This is a genomic window from Stenotrophomonas sp. FR010, from assembly GCF_047520755.2.
Classification (GTDB): Bacteria; Pseudomonadota; Gammaproteobacteria; order Xanthomonadales; family Xanthomonadaceae; genus Stenotrophomonas; species Stenotrophomonas sepilia.
This window is the reverse complement of the sequence record NZ_JAXBQT020000003.1, coordinates 210,502-227,948: the sequence shown is the minus strand read 5'-3', so window position 1 is coordinate 227,948 and position 17,447 is coordinate 210,502. Positions and strand designations below refer to the sequence as shown.

Here is a 17,447-nt window from a genome sequence, read left to right as displayed (position 1 = left end):
CGGTGCGCCGCTTCAATCTTTCCGAGTGGGCGTTGTCCAACCGCCCGCTGGTGCTGTTTGCGATGCTGGCCTTCGCGCTGATCGGCGCATGGTCGTACAAGCATCTGGGCCAGTCCGAGGACCCGCCGTTCACCTTCAAGGCGATGGTGGTGCGCACATTGTGGCCCGGGGCCACTGCCGAGCAGGTCTCGCGGCAGGTGACCGAGCCGCTCGAGAAGGCGCTGATGAATACCGGCGAGTACGAGTTCATCCGCTCGTACTCGCGTCCGGGCGAATCGCAGATCATCTTCATGGCGCGCGACAGCCTGCGCTCCAGGCAGATCCCGGACCTGTGGTACCAGGTGCGCAAGCGCGTGGGCGACATCCGCCCGACGCTGCCACGCGAGATCGTCGGTCCGTTCTTCAACGATGAGTTCGGCGACACCTACGGCAACATCTATGCGTTGACCGGCAAGGGCTTCGACTATGCGGTGATGCGCGACTACGCCGACCGCATCCAGCTGGAACTGCAGCGGGTGCCCGACGTCGGCAAGATCGACCTGGTCGGCCTGCAGGACGAGAAGGTGTGGATCGAACTGTCCAACACCCGGCTGGCCACGCTGGGCGTGTCGATGCAGCAGGTGCAGCAGGCGCTGGCCGACCAGAATGCAGTGACCGGCACCAGCTTCTTCGAGACCGCCACCGATCGGGTGCAGCTGCGGGTGACCGGCCAGTTCAACGACATCGAAGCGATCCGCCAGTTCCCGATCCGCGCCGGTGACCGCACCGTGCACCTGGGCGACATCGCCGAGGTCAAGCGTGGCTTCGCCGATCCGGCGTCGCCGAAGATGCGCTTCATGGGCGAAGAGGCGATCGGCCTGGCGGTGGCGATGAAGGATGGCGGTGACATCCTCAAGCTCGGCGCCAACCTCGATGCCGAGTTCGAACGCCTGCAGAAGACCCTGCCGGCCGGCATGCAGCTGCGCAAGGTGTCCGACCAGCCGCAATCGGTGGAAGAGTCGGTCGGCGAGTTCGTGCAGGTGCTGACCGAGGCGGTGGTGATCGTGCTGCTGGTCAGCTTCTTCTCGCTGGGCCTGCGCACCGGCCTGGTGGTGGGCGTGACCATCCCGCTGGTGCTGGCGATGACCTTCTTCGTCATGCACTACTTCGACATCGGCCTGCACAAGATCTCGCTGGGTGCATTGGTGCTGGCGCTGGGCCTGCTGGTGGATGATGCGATCATCGCGGTGGAGATGATGGCCACCAAGATGGAGCAGGGCTACGACCGCCTGCGCGCCGCCAGTTTCGCCTGGGAGTCGACCGCTTTCCCGATGCTGACCGGCACCCTGATCACCGCGGCCGGCTTCCTGCCCATTGCCACTGCGGCATCGAGTACCGGTGAATACACCCGCTCGCTGTTCCAGGTGGTGACCATCGCGCTGGTGGTGTCGTGGATCGCAGCGGTGCTGTTCATCCCTTACCTGGGCGACAAGATGCTGCCGGACCTGTTCAATCCGCAGCCGCCGAAGCCGGGCAGCCTGTCCGCGCGCTGGAACGCCAAGCGCCAGCAGTGGGCCGACCGCTATCCGGCGCTGGCCAACCTGATCGCGCCGCCGCAGCAAGGGCACGACCACGATCCGTACCAGCGCCCGTTCTATCGTAGTTTCCGTCGCTTCCTCGATACCTGCCTGCGGCATCGCTGGTGGGTGATCGCGGCGACCATCGGCCTGTTCGTGTTCTCGCTGATAATGTTCCGCTTCGTGCCGCAGCAGTTCTTCCCGGACTCGACCCGGCCGGAACTGATGGTGGACATCGAGCTGGCCGAGGGCGCCTCGCTGCGCTCGACCCAGGCCCAGGCCGAGAAGCTTGAGAAGCTGCTGTCCAGCCGCGAGGGCATTGCCAACTACGTGTCCTATGTGGGCACCGGTTCGCCGCGCTTCTACCTGCCGCTGGACCAGCAGCTGCCGGCGACCAACTTCGCCCAGTTCGTGGTGCTGGCCAAGGACATCAGGTCACGCGAAAGCACACGCGACTGGCTGCTCCACGAGGTGATCCCGAAGTTCCCGGACGTGCAGATGCGCGTGACCCGCCTGGAGAACGGCCCGCCGGTCGGCTATCCGGTGCAGATGCGCATCTCCGGCGAGCACATCGAGAAGGTGCAGGCGATCGCGCGCCAGGTCGAGGCCAAGGTGCGGGAGAACCCGCACGTGATGAACGTCAACCTGGACTGGAGCGAGCCGAGCAAGGTGGTGCGCCTGGTGGTCGACCAGGAGCGCGCCCGCGCGCTGGGCGTGAGCAGCGCCCAGGTCAGCCAGTTCCTGTCCAGTTCGTTGGCCGGGCAATCGGTCAGCGTGTATCGCGAGGGCAATCGCCAGATCGAGATGCTGCTGCGCGGGCCGGCCGATGAGCGCAACCAGCTGGAGCTACTGTCCAGCCTGTCGATGCCCACCGCCAACGGTGGCAGCATCACGCTGTCGCAGGTGGCGACGATGGAGTACGGCTTCGAGGACGGCATCATCTGGCACCGTAACCGGTTGCCGACGGTGACTGTGCGCGCCGACATCAGTGATGGCATGCAGGCGCTGGACGTGGTGCATCAGATCCTGCCCACACTGGACGGCATCCGTGCCGAGCTGCCCAGTGGTTACCTGCTGGAAACCGGCGGTACCGTGGAGGATTCGGCGCGTGGCCAGAACTCGATCAAGGCCGGCATGCCGCTGTTCCTGGTGGTGGTGGCCACGCTGCTGATGCTGCAGCTGCGCAGCTTCTCGCGTGCAGCGATGGTATTGGTGACCGCGCCGCTGGGCATCATCGGCGCGACCCTGTTCCTGCTGCTGTTCCGGGCGCCGTTCGGCTTCGTCGCGCTGCTGGGCACGATCGCACTGGCCGGCATGATCATGCGCAACTCGGTGATCCTGATCGACCAGATCCAGCAGGACATCGATGCCGGGCATGACCGTTGGCATTCGATCATCGACGCTACGGTGCGCCGCTTCCGCCCGATCGTGCTGACCGCACTGGCAGCCGTGCTGGCGATGATTCCGCTGTCGCGCAGCGCGTTCTACGGATCGATGGCGATCTCGATCATGGGCGGCCTGATCGTCGGTACGGTGCTGACCCTGGTGTTCCTGCCGGCGTTGTACGCGGCGTGGTTCCGGGTGAAGCCCGATGAATCCGGGGCGTGATGCCCCGGGTTCTGCGGCCGCGGCCCCTGGTAGGTGCCAACCCTGGCTGGCACATCTTCCAGTAGAGCCACCCCATGGGTGGCTGCGGATTTCCAGGCTCCGTCATCCACGCATGGCGTGGATCTACTGCAGCTGCAGACCGATCCGTAGCACCGGCAGCAGCCATTCGATGAACACCTGTACGCGCAGCGCACGGTGCTGCCGATGCGGCTGCAGCAGGGTGACCGGCAATGGCTGTGCGACGTGCTGTGGCATCACTTCCACCAGCGCGCCGGATTGCAGCTCGGCCTGTACGTCGTAGCGCGGAATCTGCAAAAGACCCAACCCCGCCACACAGCACGCAATCGATGCCTCGGCGCTGTTCACACGCACCCAGCCAGGCATCGGCAGCGTGCGCAGTTGGCCGCCGTCCTGCCACTCCCACGGTTCCATCCGTGCCGTGGTCGGCGACGCGTAGTTCACCGCGCGGTGCTGCGGCAGGTCGGCAGGATGCTGCGGCACGCCGTGTTCGCGCAGGTAGGCCGGCGCCGCAACGTTGGCAAAATCCAGTTGGCCCAGCGTGCGCGCCACCAGGCTGGAATCGCCCAGTTGGCCGACCCGCAGCACCGCATCGCAACCGTCTTCGATCAGGTTCACCGCGCGGTCGGTCATGCCCAGGTCGACTTCCACCTGCGGATACTGCGCGAAGAACCCGGGCAGCGCCGGTGCGATGATGCGGCGGCCGATGCGGCTGGGTACGTCGATCTTCAGCAGGCCCGACGGCTGGGCGTCGACCTGGAGGAACAGCGATTCGGCGTCTTCGACCTCGGCGATCAGGCGCAGGCAGCGGGCATGGAACACGTCGCCGTCGTGGGTGGTGGACACCCGCCGGGTCGAGCGCTGCAGCAGGCGGGTGCCGAGCCGCTGCTCCAGCTCCGCGCAATGGCTGCCGAGACCGTGGAGCGGGGCAGGCCCAACTGGTCGGCGGCGCGCGTGAAGCTGGCGCACTCCACGACCCGGGTGAAGATGCGGAAGCGATCGATCCGGTCCATTGTTCGCTGGCTCTGGAAAGTTAAGTCAAAGTGGCGGGCTTTATCCGCATTTTCTGCACGATATCGTCGTCAGGGCAGGGTTGCCACCCCGGGCAGCCCCCTCCCGAGACCGAAGCCATGACCGAGCATTCCCTCAAGGGCAAGACCGTGCTGATCGCCGGTGGCGCCAAGAACCTGGGTGGCCTGATCGCCCGCGACTTCGCCGCACAGGGCGCCAAAGCCATCGTCATCCACTACAACAGTGCCGCTACCCAGCCCGATGCAGAAGCGACGGTAGCCGCGGTGCAGGCCGCCGGCAGCAAGGCGGTGGCCCTGCAGGGCGACCTGACGTCGGCGGCAGCGATGGAGCGCTTGTTCGCCGATGCCGTGGCCGCAGTCGGCCGTCCCGACATCGCCATCAATACGGTCGGCAAGGTATTGAAGAAACCGCTGCTGGACATCAGCGAAGTGGAGTACGACGAGATGAGCGCGGTCAATGCCAAGGCCGCGTTCTTCTTCCTGAAGGAGGCAGGTCGCCACGTCAATGACGGTGGCCGCATCTGCACCCTGGTCACCTCGCTGCTGGGTGCGTTCACGCCGTTCTATTCCAGCTACGCCGGCACCAAGGCGCCGGTCGAGCACTTCACCCGCGCGGCGTCGAAGGAGTTCGGCGAGCGCGGCATTTCGGTGACCGCGATCGGTCCCGGTCCGATGGACACGCCGTTCTTCTATCCGGCCGAGAGCGCCGATGCGCAGGCATATCACAAGACTGCGGCGGCGTTGTCGGCGTTCACCCGCACCGGGCTGACCGACATCGCCGATATCGTGCCGTGGATCCGCTTCCTGGTGACGGATGGCTGGTGGATGACCGGGCAGACGATTCTGGTCAATGGTGGGTACACCACCAAGTAACGCAGCCACGCATGGCGTGGATCTACCGGTAGAGCCACCCCATGGGGGGCTGCGCACGATATCCGACGGGAAGCGCGCCACGCATGGCGTGGCGCTACCGGATCAGCCCAGCTTCGCCAGCACCGCGTCGGTCGCTGCCGCGGTGCTCACCGCCTTGCCCTTCGCAGCCAGATCAGCAGTGAACACGCCGTCATCCAGCACCGCATGCACGGCGGCTTCCACGGCTGCCGCTTCGGCTTCCAGCCCCAGCGAATGGCGCAGCAGCATCGCGGCGCTGAAGATTGTCGCATACGGATTGGCGATGCCCTTGCCGGCGATGTCCGGGGCCGAACCGTGGATGGGCTCGTAAATGCCCACCGCCCCCGGCTCGCCCAGCGAGGCCGACGGCAGCAGGCCCAGCGAACCGGCCAGCATCGAGGCCTCATCGGTGAGGATGTCGCCGAACATGTTCTCGGTGACGATCACGTCGTACTCGCGTGGCTTGGCCAGCAGGTGCATGGCCATCGAATCGACCAGCTGGTGCTCCAGCGCCACGTCCGGGAACTCCTCGCGGCCAATGCGTGCGGCCACGTCGCGCCACAGGCGCGAGGTTTCCAGCACATTGGCCTTGTCCACCGAAGTAACCTTGCCGCGACGCTGCTGGGCCAGGCGGAAGGCGCTGCGCAGCACGCGCTCGATCTCGGCCACGGTGTAGCGGCACAGGTCGCTGGCGCTGTCGGCGTCGCGGGTCTTGTCGCCGAAGTAGATGCCGCCGGTCAGTTCACGCACCACCACGAAGTCCACGCCCTGCAGCAGCTCCGCCTTGATCGGCGAGGCGTGCAGCGCGGCCTCGTGGGTACGCACCGGGCGCAGGTTCGCGTACAGGCCCAGCGCCTTGCGGATCGCCAGCAGGCCTTGCTCGGGGCGCACCTTGGCGTTCGGGTCGGACCACTTCGGGCCACCGACCGCGCCCAGCAGTACCGCATTGGCGGCCTGGCAGGCGGCCAGCGTCGACGCCGGCAGCGGCTCGCCGTGGCGGTCGATGGCGATGCCACCGATGTCGTGCTCGCTGAAAGTGAAGGTGTGGTTGAAGCGGTCGGCGACCGCCTTCAGGACGGCAACTGCCGCGGCGGCCACTTCCGGACCGATGCCATCACCGGGCAGGACAACAATCTCAGCGTGCATGCTCACTCTCGTAACGTTCGATTTCAGGGACACGGCCCAGCAGATACCCCAACTGGTCGACGCCTTCCAGCAGGCAGGTCTGCGAGAAGCCATCCAGCGGGAAGGAATAGACGCGGCCAGCGGGGGTGCGCAGTTCGCGCGCAGCCACGTCGATGGTCAGCGCATCGTCCGGGCGCTGCATCAGCGCCTGTACGTCGGCCTCGTCCAGCACGATCGGCAGCAGGCCGTTCTTCAGCGCGTTGCCGCGGAAGATGTCCGCGATCTCGCTGCTGACGATGGCGCGCAGGCCCAGGTCGGTCAGCGCCCAGGGGGCGTGTTCGCGCGACGAGCCGCAACCGAAATTGCGGCCCGCCAGCAGGATGCTGCGGCCGGCGTTGTGCGGCTGGTTGAAGGCGAAGTCGGCCACCGGCGAACCATCAGCTTGCCAGCGCCAGTCGTTGAACGCGTTGCGACCCAGCCCGGCACGCTCGGTGGTGGACAGGAACCGCGCCGGGATGATCTGGTCGGTGTCGATGTTGGTCTGGCGCAGCACCACGCTGGCCGAGGTCAGGGTACGGAAACCGGCCATCACGCCACCTCCTGTGCGAACAGTTCGCGGGTATCTGCGACGTGCCCGTTCACCGCCGCCCATGCAGCGCTCATCGGCGAGGCCAGCAGCGTGCGCGAACCGGGGCCCTGCCGGCCTTCAAAATTGCGGTTGCTGGTGCTCACGGCCAGCTGGCCGGGCGCGACCAGATCGCCGTTCATTGCGATGCACATCGAGCAGCCCGGCTCGCGCCACTCGGCCCCGGCCGCGCGCACGATCTCGTGGATGCCTTCGGCTTCGGCCTCGCGCTTGACGATCTCCGAGCCCGGCACCACCAGCATGCGGACCCGGTCGGCGACGCGACGACCGCGCAGCACCTGCGCCACTTCCCGCATATCACTCAGGCGGCCGTTGGTGCACGAACCAACGAACACTACGTCCACCGGTGTGCCCGCCAGCGCCTTGCCGGCCTGGAAGTGCATGTAGTCCAGGCCCTTCTGCGCGGCGGCATCGTTGGCGGCGGGAATCGGCGCATCCACGGCGATCGCGGTACCCGGATGCGTACCCCAGGTCAGGGTCGGGCGGATGTCGGCGGCGTCGATGTGCACTTCGCTGTCGAAGCGCGCGCCGTCATCGCTGCGCAGCTGTTGCCAGCGCGCCACGGCAGCGTCGAAGTCGGCGCCCTTGGGGCCGCGCGGCGTAGCGGCGACGAAGTCGAAGGTGACCTGGTCGGGCGCGACCATGCCGGCGCGTGCACCTGCTTCGATCGACATGTTGCACAGGGTCATGCGCTGTTCCATGTCCATCGCTTCGATGGTGCTGCCACGGAACTCGATCACATGGCCGGTGCCGCCGTTGACGCCGATCACGCCGATGATGTGCAGGACCACATCCTTGGCGCCGACGCCGGGTGCCAGCGCACCGTCAACGGTGATCGCGAAGGTCTTGGCCTTGCGCTGCAGCAGGCACTGCGTGGACAGCACGTGGCCGACCTCGCTGGTGCCGATGCCGAAGGCCAGCGAGCCGAATGCACCGTGGGTGGAGGTGTGGCTGTCGCCGCAGACGATGGTCATGCCCGGCTGGGTGAAGCCCTGTTCCGGCGCAATGACATGGACGATGCCGCGGTTGTCCGAGGCCATGTCGAACAGTTCGATGCCGTGCTCGGCGCAGTTTCGCGCCAGGGTGGCGACCTGTGCCTCGGAAGCGGCGCTGGCGTAGGGCAACGTGCCGTCCGCCGCAGCCGGCAGGGTCGGCGTGGAATGGTCCATCGTCGCCTTGGTGCGGTCCGGCCGGCGCGGCGACAGGCCGCGCTCGCGCAGTTCAGTGAACGCCTGCGGCGAGGTGACCTCATGGATCAGGTGCAGGTCGATGTACAGCACGGCGGGTGCGCTGTCGGATTCGGGAACCACCACGTGGGCGTCCCACAGTTTGTCGTACAGGGTGCGGGGTGCGGAAGTCATGCGTATGCCTGGCAGAAGTACGAGATAGCGAACATCAGTAAAGAAAGCGGAACGGTCAAGTCAGCGACGGCGGGCGAGCACACGCAGGCGCACGTAGTCGGCCAGCGCCTGGCCGGCGGCATTGCGTGGCAGGTCGGCCAGCAACGCGGTGGCAGCCTCGCGCACGGTGGCGCGGGCCTCGGCGGGCAGGTCATCCAGCAGCGGCGCGGCGAATACCCGCAGCCAGCCGGCCACGCCGGTCGGCAGTGGGGTCGGGCGCGGCGTGCATTCGATCAGTTGCACCTGGAAGCCATGCTGGCGCAGGCGGTCGGCATAGGCATCGGCGGTCGGGAAGTACCACTGGAAGGTGCTGGCGCCATGGCCGTGGGCCACGCGTGCGGCCTGTACCGCGGCGACGATCGTAGCGACGTTGCCATGGCCGCCGAACTCGGCGACGAAGCGGCCACCGGGACGCAGCGCGCGACGCACGCCTTCCAGCACGCGGTCCGGGTTGCCCATCCAATGCAATGCGGCATTGCTGAAGACCGCATCGAACTCGCTATCGAACGACAACGCGTGGCCGTCCATCACCTGCGCGTCGACGCCACGTGCACGGGCGGCGATCACCAGTTCCGGCGACGCGTCCACGCCGTGGATGCGCGCGCCGCTCAGGGCCAGTTCGGTGCTGAGCACGCCGTCGCCACAGCCCAGGTCGAGGATGCGCTCACCGGCACGCGGATCGAGCAGGCGCGCGACCGCGCCACCGAGCGACGGTACGAAACCGGCATCGATCGCATAGTCCTGGGCGTTCCACTGCTGGCCAGCGGCTGCGGTAGGAGTGTCGAAGGCGCTCATCTCGGGTTCCTCAGGCGGTTGCGGGGGTGGGAACGTCGGTGCTGCTTTGGGCGGCGGCGTGGCGCTGGCGCAGCAGGCGGTTGGCCACGTCCAGCCAGGCCAGCGCGGAGGCTTCGATGATGTCCTTGCTGGTGCCGGTGCCGTCGTACTCCACGCCGTCGTGGCGCACGCTCAGATTGGCTTCACCGCGCGCATCGGCGCCGATGCCGACGCTGTGCACCTGGTAGCTGTCCAGCATCAGCTGCACGCCGGTGGCAGCCGACAGCGCGCCGAACAGCGCATCGACCGGGCCGTCGCCCTGCGCGGTCTCGGCCACGCGGTTGCCGTCCGGGTCGGACAGTTCGACCAGTGCATTGGCGCGGCTGCCGACGTCGCTGATGGTCATCGACGCCAGGCGATAGCCCTGCGCGTTGGAGCCGCCCTGCATCAAGGTTTGCAGGTCGGCATCGGTGACCACGCGCTGCTGTTCGCACAGGCCCTTGAACTGCTCGAACACCAGCTTCAGTTCGTCTTCGTCCAGCCAGAAGCCCAGTGCACGCAGGCGTGCTTCGACGGCGGCGCGGCCACTGTGGCGACCCAGCACCATCTGCGAATCTTCCCAGCCCACGTCTTCCGGGCGCATGATTTCGTAGGTGCCGCGATGGCGCAGCATGCCGTGCTGGTGGATACCCGATTCGTGGGCGAAGGCATTGGCGCCGACGATGGCCTTGTTGCGCTGCACCGGCATGCCGACCAGGCGCTGCAGCAGCTGCGAGGTGCCGACGATGCGCGGGGTGTTGATCGAACTGTCCTGCTCGTAGAAGGCCTGGCGGACTTTCAGCACCATCGCGATCTCTTCCAGCGAACAGTTGCCGGCACGCTCGCCGATGCCGTTGATGGTGCACTCGACCTGGCGCGCGCCGCCTTCGATGGCGGCCAGCGAGTTGGCCACGGCCAGGCCCAGGTCATTGTGGCAGTGCGCGCTGAAGATCACGTTGGCGGCATTCGGCACATCGGCGACGCCGGCGATGACCTGCTGGAACATCGCGCGGATTTCTTCCGGCGTGGTGAAGCCGACGGTGTCGGGCAGGTTGATGGTGGTGGCGCCGGCGGCAATGGCTACGCGCGAGACTTCGATCAGGTAGTCCAGCTCGGTGCGGGTGGCATCCTCGGCCGAGAATTCGACATCGTCGATGTACGAGTGTGCCAGCGATACATGCTTGCGTACCGATTCCAGCACCTGCTCGCGGGTCATCCGCAGCTTGTGTTCGCGGTGCAGCGGGCTGGTGGACAGGAACACGTGCAGGCGCGGGTTGGCCGCAGCTTCCAGGGCACGCGCCGAGGTTTCGATATCGGCCTGCAGGCAGCGCGACAGCACCGCCAGGCTCAGGCTCGGGCGGCGCAGCTCACGGCCGATCAGGGCCATCGCCTCGCGGTCGGACTGCGAGCTGGCCGGGAAGCCGGTCTCGATGATGTCCACGCCCAGTTCGTCCAGCGCACGCGCCATCACCAGCTTCTGCGGCGGGCTCATGCTGCAGCCGGGGGACTGCTCGCCGTCACGCAGGGTGGTGTCGAAGATGCGGATGCGCGGGGTGGTAATTCGTTCGATGGTGGTCACAGGGAAATCTCCTCGACAGCGGGTGCGGCGGCTTGCAGGGGGGAAGGGGAAGAGGTGGGGGACGCGAGGGCGCTGGCCTTGCCGGGCGAGCGTGGGGTTTCACTACGCCGTCGCCGTGGTTTGCGTGGCGGGCGCGGCCGGATGTCGGTGAGCAGGCCGGCCAGGACACCCGCATCGATATTCCCGCCGGACACCACCGCGCACTTGCGGCGGCCAGCGACACGGCGGCCTGCTGCCAGCGCCAGCGCACCGGCGCCCTCGGCGATGATGTGTTCTTCCAGTGCCAGCCGGACCAGGGTTTCACGCAGTTCGGCTTCGCGCACGATCACCACGTCGTCCAGCAGCGAGGTGCACAGGCGTCGGGTCAGGAATCCAGGGATCTTCACCCGCACGCCGTCGGCCAGCGAGGCGACGGGGGCGATCTCGCGCACGTCGCCGCGGATGGCGCGCGCCATTGAGTCAACGCCTTCCACCTGGGCGCCGATCACGCGCACGCCCTGTGATTTCAGCGCCAGTGCAACGCCGGAGGCCAGTCCGCCACCACCAATCGGCACGATCACCACGTCCGGTGCGTGCGCGGCCAGCTCGATGCCGACCGTACCCTGGCCGGCAATCACATCGGCGTCGTCGAACGCGGACAGGAAGCGGTAGCCATGGCGCTGTGCCAGTTCGACGGCGAAGGCGTAGGCCTCGTCATAGCTGGTGCCATGCTGGCGCACGGTGGCGCCCCAGTGAGCGACGCCGGCGATCTTGGTGGCCGGTGCGCCATGCGGCATCACGGTGATGGCCGGGACGTCCAGGCGGTAGGCCGCCCACGCCACGCCCTGGGCATGGTTGCCGGCCGAGGCGCAGATCACCGGCCGGGTATCGCCGCGCTCGCGGCCGGCCAGCAGCGCGTTCAACGCGCCGCGCACCTTGTAGGACCCGGTGCGCTGCAGGTTCTCCAGCTTCAGCCAGGTGCCGAAGCGCTCGGCATGGTGCAGCGGGGTAGGCGGCAGGAAGCGGCGCAGCCGGGCCTGCGCCGCCAGTACGTCGGCGACGCTTACGTCGCCGACATCGCTTTCCTGGCTGGCATCAGCGGCCGGCATGGGCCACCAGCGGGGGGCAGGCGACCGCCGCATGCGGGCACGGGCGGCGAAGAAGACGCCTCCGTACCGGCACCGTGGTCACTACGGTACGGGTGTTCATACGGATGCTCCTTCCACGGCGGTGACCTGCACGGACACGCAGTCGTAGATCTTCTCGATCTGCCGGCACAGCGTTTCCGCCGGGCGCTGGCCATCCACCACCAACTGCAGGTGCCAGCGGCCATCGTCGGCGGCCACCGGCGCACCGCTGATCGCACGCGGCGCGAAGCCACGGCGCTCGGCCATGCCGATCACGCGCAACAGCGCGCCTTCGGCCGGGTGCAGCACCAGGTCAAGCCGGTAGTGCATTGGGGATCTCCTGGCGGGCATGGGCGGGGTTGCTTTCCAGCATCGTGCTGTTGGCGGTGTTCGGTGGCACCAGCGGCCATACGTTGGCGCGTGCATCGATGGCCACGTGCAGCAGTGCCGGGCCGGGTTCGGCCAGCAGCGCGGCCAGGCCACCCTCGACGTCATCCCGCGCGTCGATGCGGGTGGCGGCAATGCCGAACACCTGCGCCAGCGCCACGAAGTCCGGGTTGTCGGACAGGTCGATCTCGCTGTAGCGCTCGGCGAAGAACAGCTCCTGCCACTGCCGCACCATGCCCAGCGAACTGTTGTCCAGCAGCACGATCTTCACCGGCAGGCGGCAGCGGGCAATGGTGGCCAGCTCCTGCACGTTCATCATGAAGCTGCCGTCGCCGGACACCAGCACCACGGTGCGATCGGGGCAGGCGAACTGCGCACCCATCGCGGCCGGCAGGCCGAAGCCCATGGTGCCCAGCGCGCCACTGGTCAGGTGGTTGCGCGGGTGGTTGAAGCGGCAGTGCTGGGCCACCCACATCTGGTGCTGGCCAACGTCGCAGGCGATCACCGCATCGGCCGGGGCCAGCTCGCTCAGGCGCTTCAGCAGCGCCGGGGCGTAGATGTGCTGACCCGGTGCGTCGTAGCGCGCGGCGAAACGATCGCGGTGCTGTGCACAGCGCTTGCGCCACGCCTCCTGGTGGGCCTTGGGGGAGGGGAAGGCCGCACGCAGGGCGCGGATGGCATGACCGACATTGCCGGGCACGGCGACATCGGCGCTGCGCAGCTTGGAAATCTCATATGCGTCCGCATCGATGTGAACGACGCGGGCGAACGGTGCAAACTCCGCCAGCTTGCCGGTGGCACGGTCGTCGAAGCGTGCGCCCAGCACCAGCAGCAGGTCGCTTTCCTGCACCGCCATGTTGGCCGCGCGGGTGCCGTGCATGCCCAGCATGCCCAGCGACTGCGGATGGCTGGCCGGCAGTGCGCCGAGGCCGCGCAGGGTCATCACGGTGGGGATGGCACTGGCCTCGACGAAGTCGCGCAGGTCCTGCACGGCGTCGCCCAGGGCGATGCCGCCACCGGCGTAGACCACCGGCTTCTCGGCCGCCGCCAGCGCGGCGATGGCCTCGGCAATGGCGGCCTCGGCTGGCGCCGGCGGTGGTTCGACGCTGCTGGGCGCATGCGCCGGCAGATGGCTGGCGTCGGCCAGCTGCACATCCTTGGGCAGGTCGATCAGCACCGGGCCGGGGCGACCTTCGCGGGCGATCCGGAACGCATCGGCCACCACGCGCGGCAGGTCATCGACGCTGCGCACCAGCCAGCTGTGCTTGACGATCGGCATCGTCAGGCCGAACACATCCAGTTCCTGGAAGGCGTCGGTGCCCAGCAGCGGGGTGCCGACCTGGCCGGTGATGCAGACCATCGGTACCGAGTCCAGCATCGCATCGGCGATGCCGGTGACCAGGTTCGACGCGCCCGGGCCGGAGGTGGCCACGCAGACGCCCACCTGGTTGCTGGCGCGGGCGAAACCGTTGGCGGCCAGCGCCGCGCCCTGCTCATGGCGTACCAGGATGTGCTTCAGCGACGAATCCACCAGCGCGTCGTAGAACGGCATGATGGTGCCGCCGGGATAGCCGAACAGCGTGCGGACGCCTTCGGCCTCCAGCGCCTGGGTCAGCCAGCGCGCGCCGTTGGGCGGCGCGCTGCGGTGTGTGGAAGAGTTCATGGGGGAACCTTGCAAAGCGGGTGGGGGAGGGCCGCGCGGTTACGCGGCCTGTCCTTGCAACCAGACCATCTTGGCGCGCAGTTCCTTGCCCACCTTCTCGATCGGGTGCTCCAGGTCGGCCTGCTTGAACCTGTTGTAGTTCGGCAGGCCCGCTTCGTACTCGGCCACCCAGTTCTTGGTGAAGGTGCCGTCCTGGATGTCCTTCAGCACTTCCTTCATGCGTGCCTTGGTGCCGGCGTCGATCACGCGCGGGCCGCTGACGTAGTCGCCGTACTGCGCGGTCTCGGAGATGAATTCCAGCATGCGCGAGATGCCGCCTTCATAAAACAGGTCGACGATCAGCTTCAGTTCGTGCAGCACTTCGTAGTAGGCGATCTCCGGCTGGTAGCCGGCTTCCACCAGGGTCTCGAAACCGGCCTGCACCAGCGCCGACGCACCACCACACAGCACCGCCTGCTCGCCGAACAGATCGGTCTCGGTCTCTTCCTTGAAGGTGGTCTGGATCAGGTTGGCGCGGGCACCGCCGAGGCCGGCCGCATAGGCCTGGGCATGCTGCGCGGCCTTGCCGCTGACGTCCTGGTAGACCGCCCAGATGCACGGCACGCCACGGCCGATCTCGTACTCACGGCGCACCAGCGCACCCGGGCCCTTCGGCGCGACCAGCACGACGTCCAGATCGGCGCGCGGCTCGATCATGCCGTAGTGCACGTTCAGGCCGTGGGCGAACAGCAGGCACGCCCCCTGCTTCATGTTCGGCGCCAGCACATCGTTGTAGAGCTTCTTCTGCACCATGTCCGGGGTCAGCACGGCGACCAGGTCGGCGTCCTTCACCGCATCGGCGGGTGCCACCACGGTGAATCCATCGGCCTGGGCCTTGGCTTCGGTCGGGCCGCCCGGACGCAGGCCTACCACCACGTCGAAGCCGGATTCGCGCAGGTTCAGTGCGTGGGCGCGGCCCTGGCTGCCGTAGCCGACGACGGCGATCTTGGTCTGGGGCAGGTCGTTGGTGCTCATGGGGGAGGTTCCTTGCGGTGGGAAGAAAAAAGAACGGCCGGTCGTCGAGGTGACGTGCCGGCCGGTCAGGGGAAAGCGGTGGAGGGGGCGCCGCGCATCGCACAGGCACAGCCACCACGAGGCATGGTGCTGCAGGTCCGGGTTGTGCGATGAGCGTTGGTCATGGTGGTTGCGTCTGAAACCAGGTTCTGAAATGAAAAAACCCGCACCGGGGCGGGTGCGGGTTTTTGAAGAGTTCCGGTGTGTCTGTTGCTTACACGCTGGCTCGTCCCGCACCTGTGGGTTGGGTAATAAGTACGAGCACAAGAATCGAACGCAGCGAGGCGGCGCCGATGGCGGCGGCTTCGATGTGGGTTCGCGGTGGCGTGTTGTGATGCAACATGCGATCGAGAGAAACACAGGCGTTTTGGCGGTGTCAACCCTCGCGACGGTTTTTTTTATCGGTTTCCAGTGAATCCAGCGCAATCGCTTGCGGCACAAGGATGGTTGCCGCTGAAAGTGTTTCGGTGAACCCGAATTCACTCTTTTCAGAGCGGTTTTTGCGCGGAATCCGGCGGCTTTCTGGCTTCCTCCGCATCTAACGCAGGATCAACGTCCATGACCTCTGCCCGATACCGCATGAAGGCCGCAGCGGCGAAGATCGAGGGACCACCCTTCCACCGGAACCCGACCGTGTCCCGACGCCTTGCCCGCTCCCTGCTCGCCGCCGCCGTGCTGGCTGCCGTGCCTGCACTGTCCATCGCCGCCGACCGCATCACCGGCCACACCTTCGCCACCCGTTCGGAGGTGATCGCCCCGCATGCGATGGCGGCTACCTCGCAGCCGCTGGCCACCCAGATCGCGCTGGACGTGATGAAGGGCGGAGGCTCGGCAGTCGACGCGGCGATCGCGGCCAATGCCGCGCTCGGCCTGATGGAGCCGACCGGCAACGGCATCGGTGGCGACCTGTTCGCCATCGTCTGGGACCCAAAGACGCAGAAGCTCTACGGCTACAACGGCTCGGGCCGCTCGCCGAAGTCGCTCACCCTGGCCGAGTTCCAGCGTCGTGGCCTGAAGGACATCCCGGCCACCGGCCCGTTGCCGGTGTCGGTGCCCGGTGCGGTCGACGGCTGGTTCGCCCTGCACGACCGTTTCGGTCGCAAGCCGATGGCCGACAACCTGGCGCCGGCCATCCGTTACGCCCGCGAAGGGCACCCGGTGGCCGAGGTAATCGCCTACTACTGGGACCGTTCGGTGCCCAAGCTGTCGCAGTACCCGGGCTTCAAGGAGCAGTTCACGATCAACGGCCACGCCCCGCGCAAGGGCGAGATGTGGAAGAACCCGAACCTGGCCAGCACCCTGCAGAAGATCGCCGACGGCGGGCGCGACGCCTTCTACAAGGGAGACATCGCGCGCACCATCGGTGACTACTTCAAGGCCAACGGTGGCTACCTCAGCTACCAGGACATGGCCGACCACCACGGTGAATGGGTCGAGCCGGTCAGCAGCAACTACCGTGGCTACGACGTCTGGGAGCTGCCACCCAACAGCCAGGGCATCGCTGCGCTTCAGATCCTCAACGTGCTGGAAGGCTACGATTTCTCGAAGATCCCGTTCGGCTCACCCGAGCACGTGCACCTGTTCGTCGAAGCGAAGAAGCTGGCCTTCGCCGACCGTGCGCGCTTCTACGCCGACATGGCATTCCAGCCGGCGCCGGTGCAGAAGCTGATCTCCAAGGAGTACGCCGCGCAGCGCCGGGCGCTGATCTCGATGGACAAGGCCTTGAAGGAAGTGCAGCCAGGCACACCGAAGCAGCTGGAGGAAGGCGACACGATCTACATGACCGTGGCCGACGCCGACGGCATGATGGTCTCGTTGATCCAGTCCAATTACCGCGGCATGGGCAGCGGCATGGCGCCGCCGGGATTGGGCTTCATCCTGCAGGACCGCGGCGAGATGTTCGTGCTGCAGAAGAACCATCCCAACGGATACGCACCGGGCAAGCGCCCCTTCCAGACGATCATTCCGGGGTTCATCACCAAGGGTGGCAAGCCGTATGCCAGCTTCGGCGTGATGGGGGGCGCGATGCAGCCGCAGGGCCATGCGCAGATCGTGATGAACCTGGTGGACTTCGGCATGAACCTGCAGGAAGCCGGTGACGCACCGCGCATCCAGCATGAGGGCTCCACCGAGCCGACCGGCCAGGCCACGGCGATGACCGACGGTGGTGAAGTGAACCTGGAAACCGGCTTCCCGTATGAAACCGTGCGTGCGCTGATGCGCAAGGGGCATCGCATCGTGTTCGCCGACGGCCCGTATGGTGGCTATCAGGCGATCATGCGCGATCCCGAGACCGGGGTGTACTACGGTGCTTTGGAGAGCCGCAAGGATGGGCAGGCGGCGGGGTATTGAGGTTTCCCGGCCACCGGGCTGAGCCCCCTCGCGGCTGAGCGCTGGAGCAGGTTCATGCGCTGGGGCGTGCGGGTGGGAGTGTCGGGGGACGCCGTAAATACGTCCTTGTAGGCTTAGCCGCACCATCCATGGCGCGGATACTCCCGCCACTCCCACCCGCACGCCCCCCGAAAATTTCCGTGCGCGTCAGCCACGGAAGAGAAGGAAGAAGATCAAGAG

At 67.2% G+C, this 17,447-nt stretch carries 12 protein-coding genes and 1 pseudogene; 3 read left to right on the top strand and 10 right to left on the bottom strand.

The genetic code is table 11. From position 1 onward, the window contains the following. Positions 1–2: 2 nt before the first annotated feature. Entirely contained in the window at positions 3–3,164 is a 3,162-nt protein-coding gene (locus tag ACM0PK_RS04650; protein WP_414607447.1) for an efflux RND transporter permease subunit, read from the top strand. Positions 3,165–3,287: 123 nt separating this feature from the next. On the opposite strand, the pseudogene ACM0PK_RS04645 reads toward ACM0PK_RS04650, so the two are convergent. Beyond that, a pseudogene (locus ACM0PK_RS04645) lies at positions 3,288–4,195 on the bottom strand (LysR family transcriptional regulator). A gap of 117 nt (positions 4,196–4,312) precedes the next feature. On the opposite strand from ACM0PK_RS04645, the gene ACM0PK_RS04640 reads away from it, so the two are divergent. Then, positions 4,313–5,086, top strand: coding sequence for an SDR family oxidoreductase (locus ACM0PK_RS04640; protein WP_072167591.1), 774 nt, complete (start codon positions 4,313–4,315; stop codon positions 5,084–5,086). 102 nt (positions 5,087–5,188) lie between these two features. Here ACM0PK_RS04640 and leuB read toward each other — a convergent pair whose 3' ends face one another. The 9 genes from leuB to ilvC form a co-directional block, all read right to left on the bottom strand. Next, positions 5,189–6,250: a 3-isopropylmalate dehydrogenase gene (gene leuB / locus ACM0PK_RS04635; protein ID WP_134972399.1), complete on the bottom strand. Its 1,062-nt coding sequence runs from the start codon at positions 6,248–6,250 to the stop codon at positions 5,189–5,191. Continuing rightward, a complete protein-coding gene (gene leuD, locus ACM0PK_RS04630; RefSeq protein WP_111201712.1) occupies positions 6,240–6,818 on the bottom strand; it encodes a 3-isopropylmalate dehydratase small subunit in 579 nt (192 codons plus the stop codon). Before leuD ends, leuB begins: the two co-directional genes overlap by 11 nt. Beyond that, a complete protein-coding gene (gene leuC / locus ACM0PK_RS04625; protein WP_414607448.1) occupies positions 6,818–8,236 on the bottom strand; it encodes a 3-isopropylmalate dehydratase large subunit in 1,419 nt (472 codons plus the stop codon). The genes leuD and leuC overlap by 1 nt, the downstream gene beginning before the upstream one ends. A gap of 60 nt (positions 8,237–8,296) precedes the next feature. Further along, positions 8,297–9,070, bottom strand: coding sequence for a class I SAM-dependent methyltransferase (locus ACM0PK_RS04620; protein WP_414607449.1), 774 nt, complete (start codon positions 9,068–9,070; stop codon positions 8,297–8,299). Between the two features lie 10 nt (positions 9,071–9,080). Further along, positions 9,081–10,667 (bottom strand): 2-isopropylmalate synthase, encoded by a 1,587-nt coding sequence (locus tag ACM0PK_RS04615; protein ID WP_414607450.1) that lies wholly within the window; start codon positions 10,665–10,667, stop codon positions 9,081–9,083. Then, positions 10,664–11,755: a threonine dehydratase gene (locus ACM0PK_RS04610; RefSeq protein ID WP_053499063.1), complete on the bottom strand. Its 1,092-nt coding sequence runs from the start codon at positions 11,753–11,755 to the stop codon at positions 10,664–10,666. The genes ACM0PK_RS04615 and ACM0PK_RS04610 overlap by 4 nt, the downstream gene beginning before the upstream one ends. A 96-nt stretch (positions 11,756–11,851) precedes the next feature. Then, the gene (locus tag ACM0PK_RS04605; RefSeq protein ID WP_005419108.1) at positions 11,852–12,103 is read right to left on the bottom strand and encodes an ACT domain-containing protein; all 252 of its coding nucleotides are present in this window, start codon (positions 12,101–12,103) and stop codon (positions 11,852–11,854) included. Beyond that, the gene (gene ilvG / locus ACM0PK_RS04600) at positions 12,087–13,823 is read right to left on the bottom strand and encodes an acetolactate synthase 2 catalytic subunit (protein ID WP_180867596.1); all 1,737 of its coding nucleotides are present in this window, start codon (positions 13,821–13,823) and stop codon (positions 12,087–12,089) included. Before ilvG ends, ACM0PK_RS04605 begins: the two co-directional genes overlap by 17 nt. Before the next feature lie 39 nt (positions 13,824–13,862). Further along, a complete protein-coding gene (ilvC, locus tag ACM0PK_RS04595; RefSeq protein ID WP_188240627.1) occupies positions 13,863–14,837 on the bottom strand; it encodes a ketol-acid reductoisomerase in 975 nt (324 codons plus the stop codon). A gap of 597 nt (positions 14,838–15,434) precedes the next feature. Here ilvC and ggt point away from each other — a divergent pair. Then, a complete protein-coding gene (gene ggt / locus ACM0PK_RS04590) occupies positions 15,435–17,228 on the top strand; it encodes a gamma-glutamyltransferase (protein ID WP_414607451.1) in 1,794 nt (597 codons plus the stop codon). Positions 17,229–17,447: the final 219 nt, after the last annotated feature.

Excerpts from the sequence above, each read along its gene's own strand:
- ACM0PK_RS04620 (WP_414607449.1), bottom strand. The coding sequence starts at position 9,070 with ATGAGCGCCTTCGACACTCCTACCGCAGCCGCTGGCCAGCAGTGGAAC.
- ggt (WP_414607451.1), top strand. The coding sequence starts at position 15,435 with ATGACCTCTGCCCGATACCGCATGAAGGCCGCAGCGGCGAAGATCGAG.
- ACM0PK_RS04605 (WP_005419108.1), bottom strand. The coding sequence starts at position 12,103 with ATGCACTACCGGCTTGACCTGGTGCTGCACCCGGCCGAAGGCGCGCTG.
- ilvC (WP_188240627.1), bottom strand. The coding sequence starts at position 14,837 with ATGAGCACCAACGACCTGCCCCAGACCAAGATCGCCGTCGTCGGCTAC.
- leuC (WP_414607448.1), bottom strand. The coding sequence starts at position 8,236 with ATGACTTCCGCACCCCGCACCCTGTACGACAAACTGTGGGACGCCCAC.
- ilvG (WP_180867596.1), bottom strand. The coding sequence starts at position 13,823 with ATGAACTCTTCCACACACCGCAGCGCGCCGCCCAACGGCGCGCGCTGG.
- leuD (WP_111201712.1), bottom strand. The coding sequence starts at position 6,818 with ATGGCCGGTTTCCGTACCCTGACCTCGGCCAGCGTGGTGCTGCGCCAG.
- leuB (WP_134972399.1), bottom strand. The coding sequence starts at position 6,250 with ATGCACGCTGAGATTGTTGTCCTGCCCGGTGATGGCATCGGTCCGGAA.
- ACM0PK_RS04640 (WP_072167591.1), top strand. The coding sequence starts at position 4,313 with ATGACCGAGCATTCCCTCAAGGGCAAGACCGTGCTGATCGCCGGTGGC.
- ACM0PK_RS04610 (WP_053499063.1), bottom strand. The coding sequence starts at position 11,755 with ATGCCGGCCGCTGATGCCAGCCAGGAAAGCGATGTCGGCGACGTAAGC.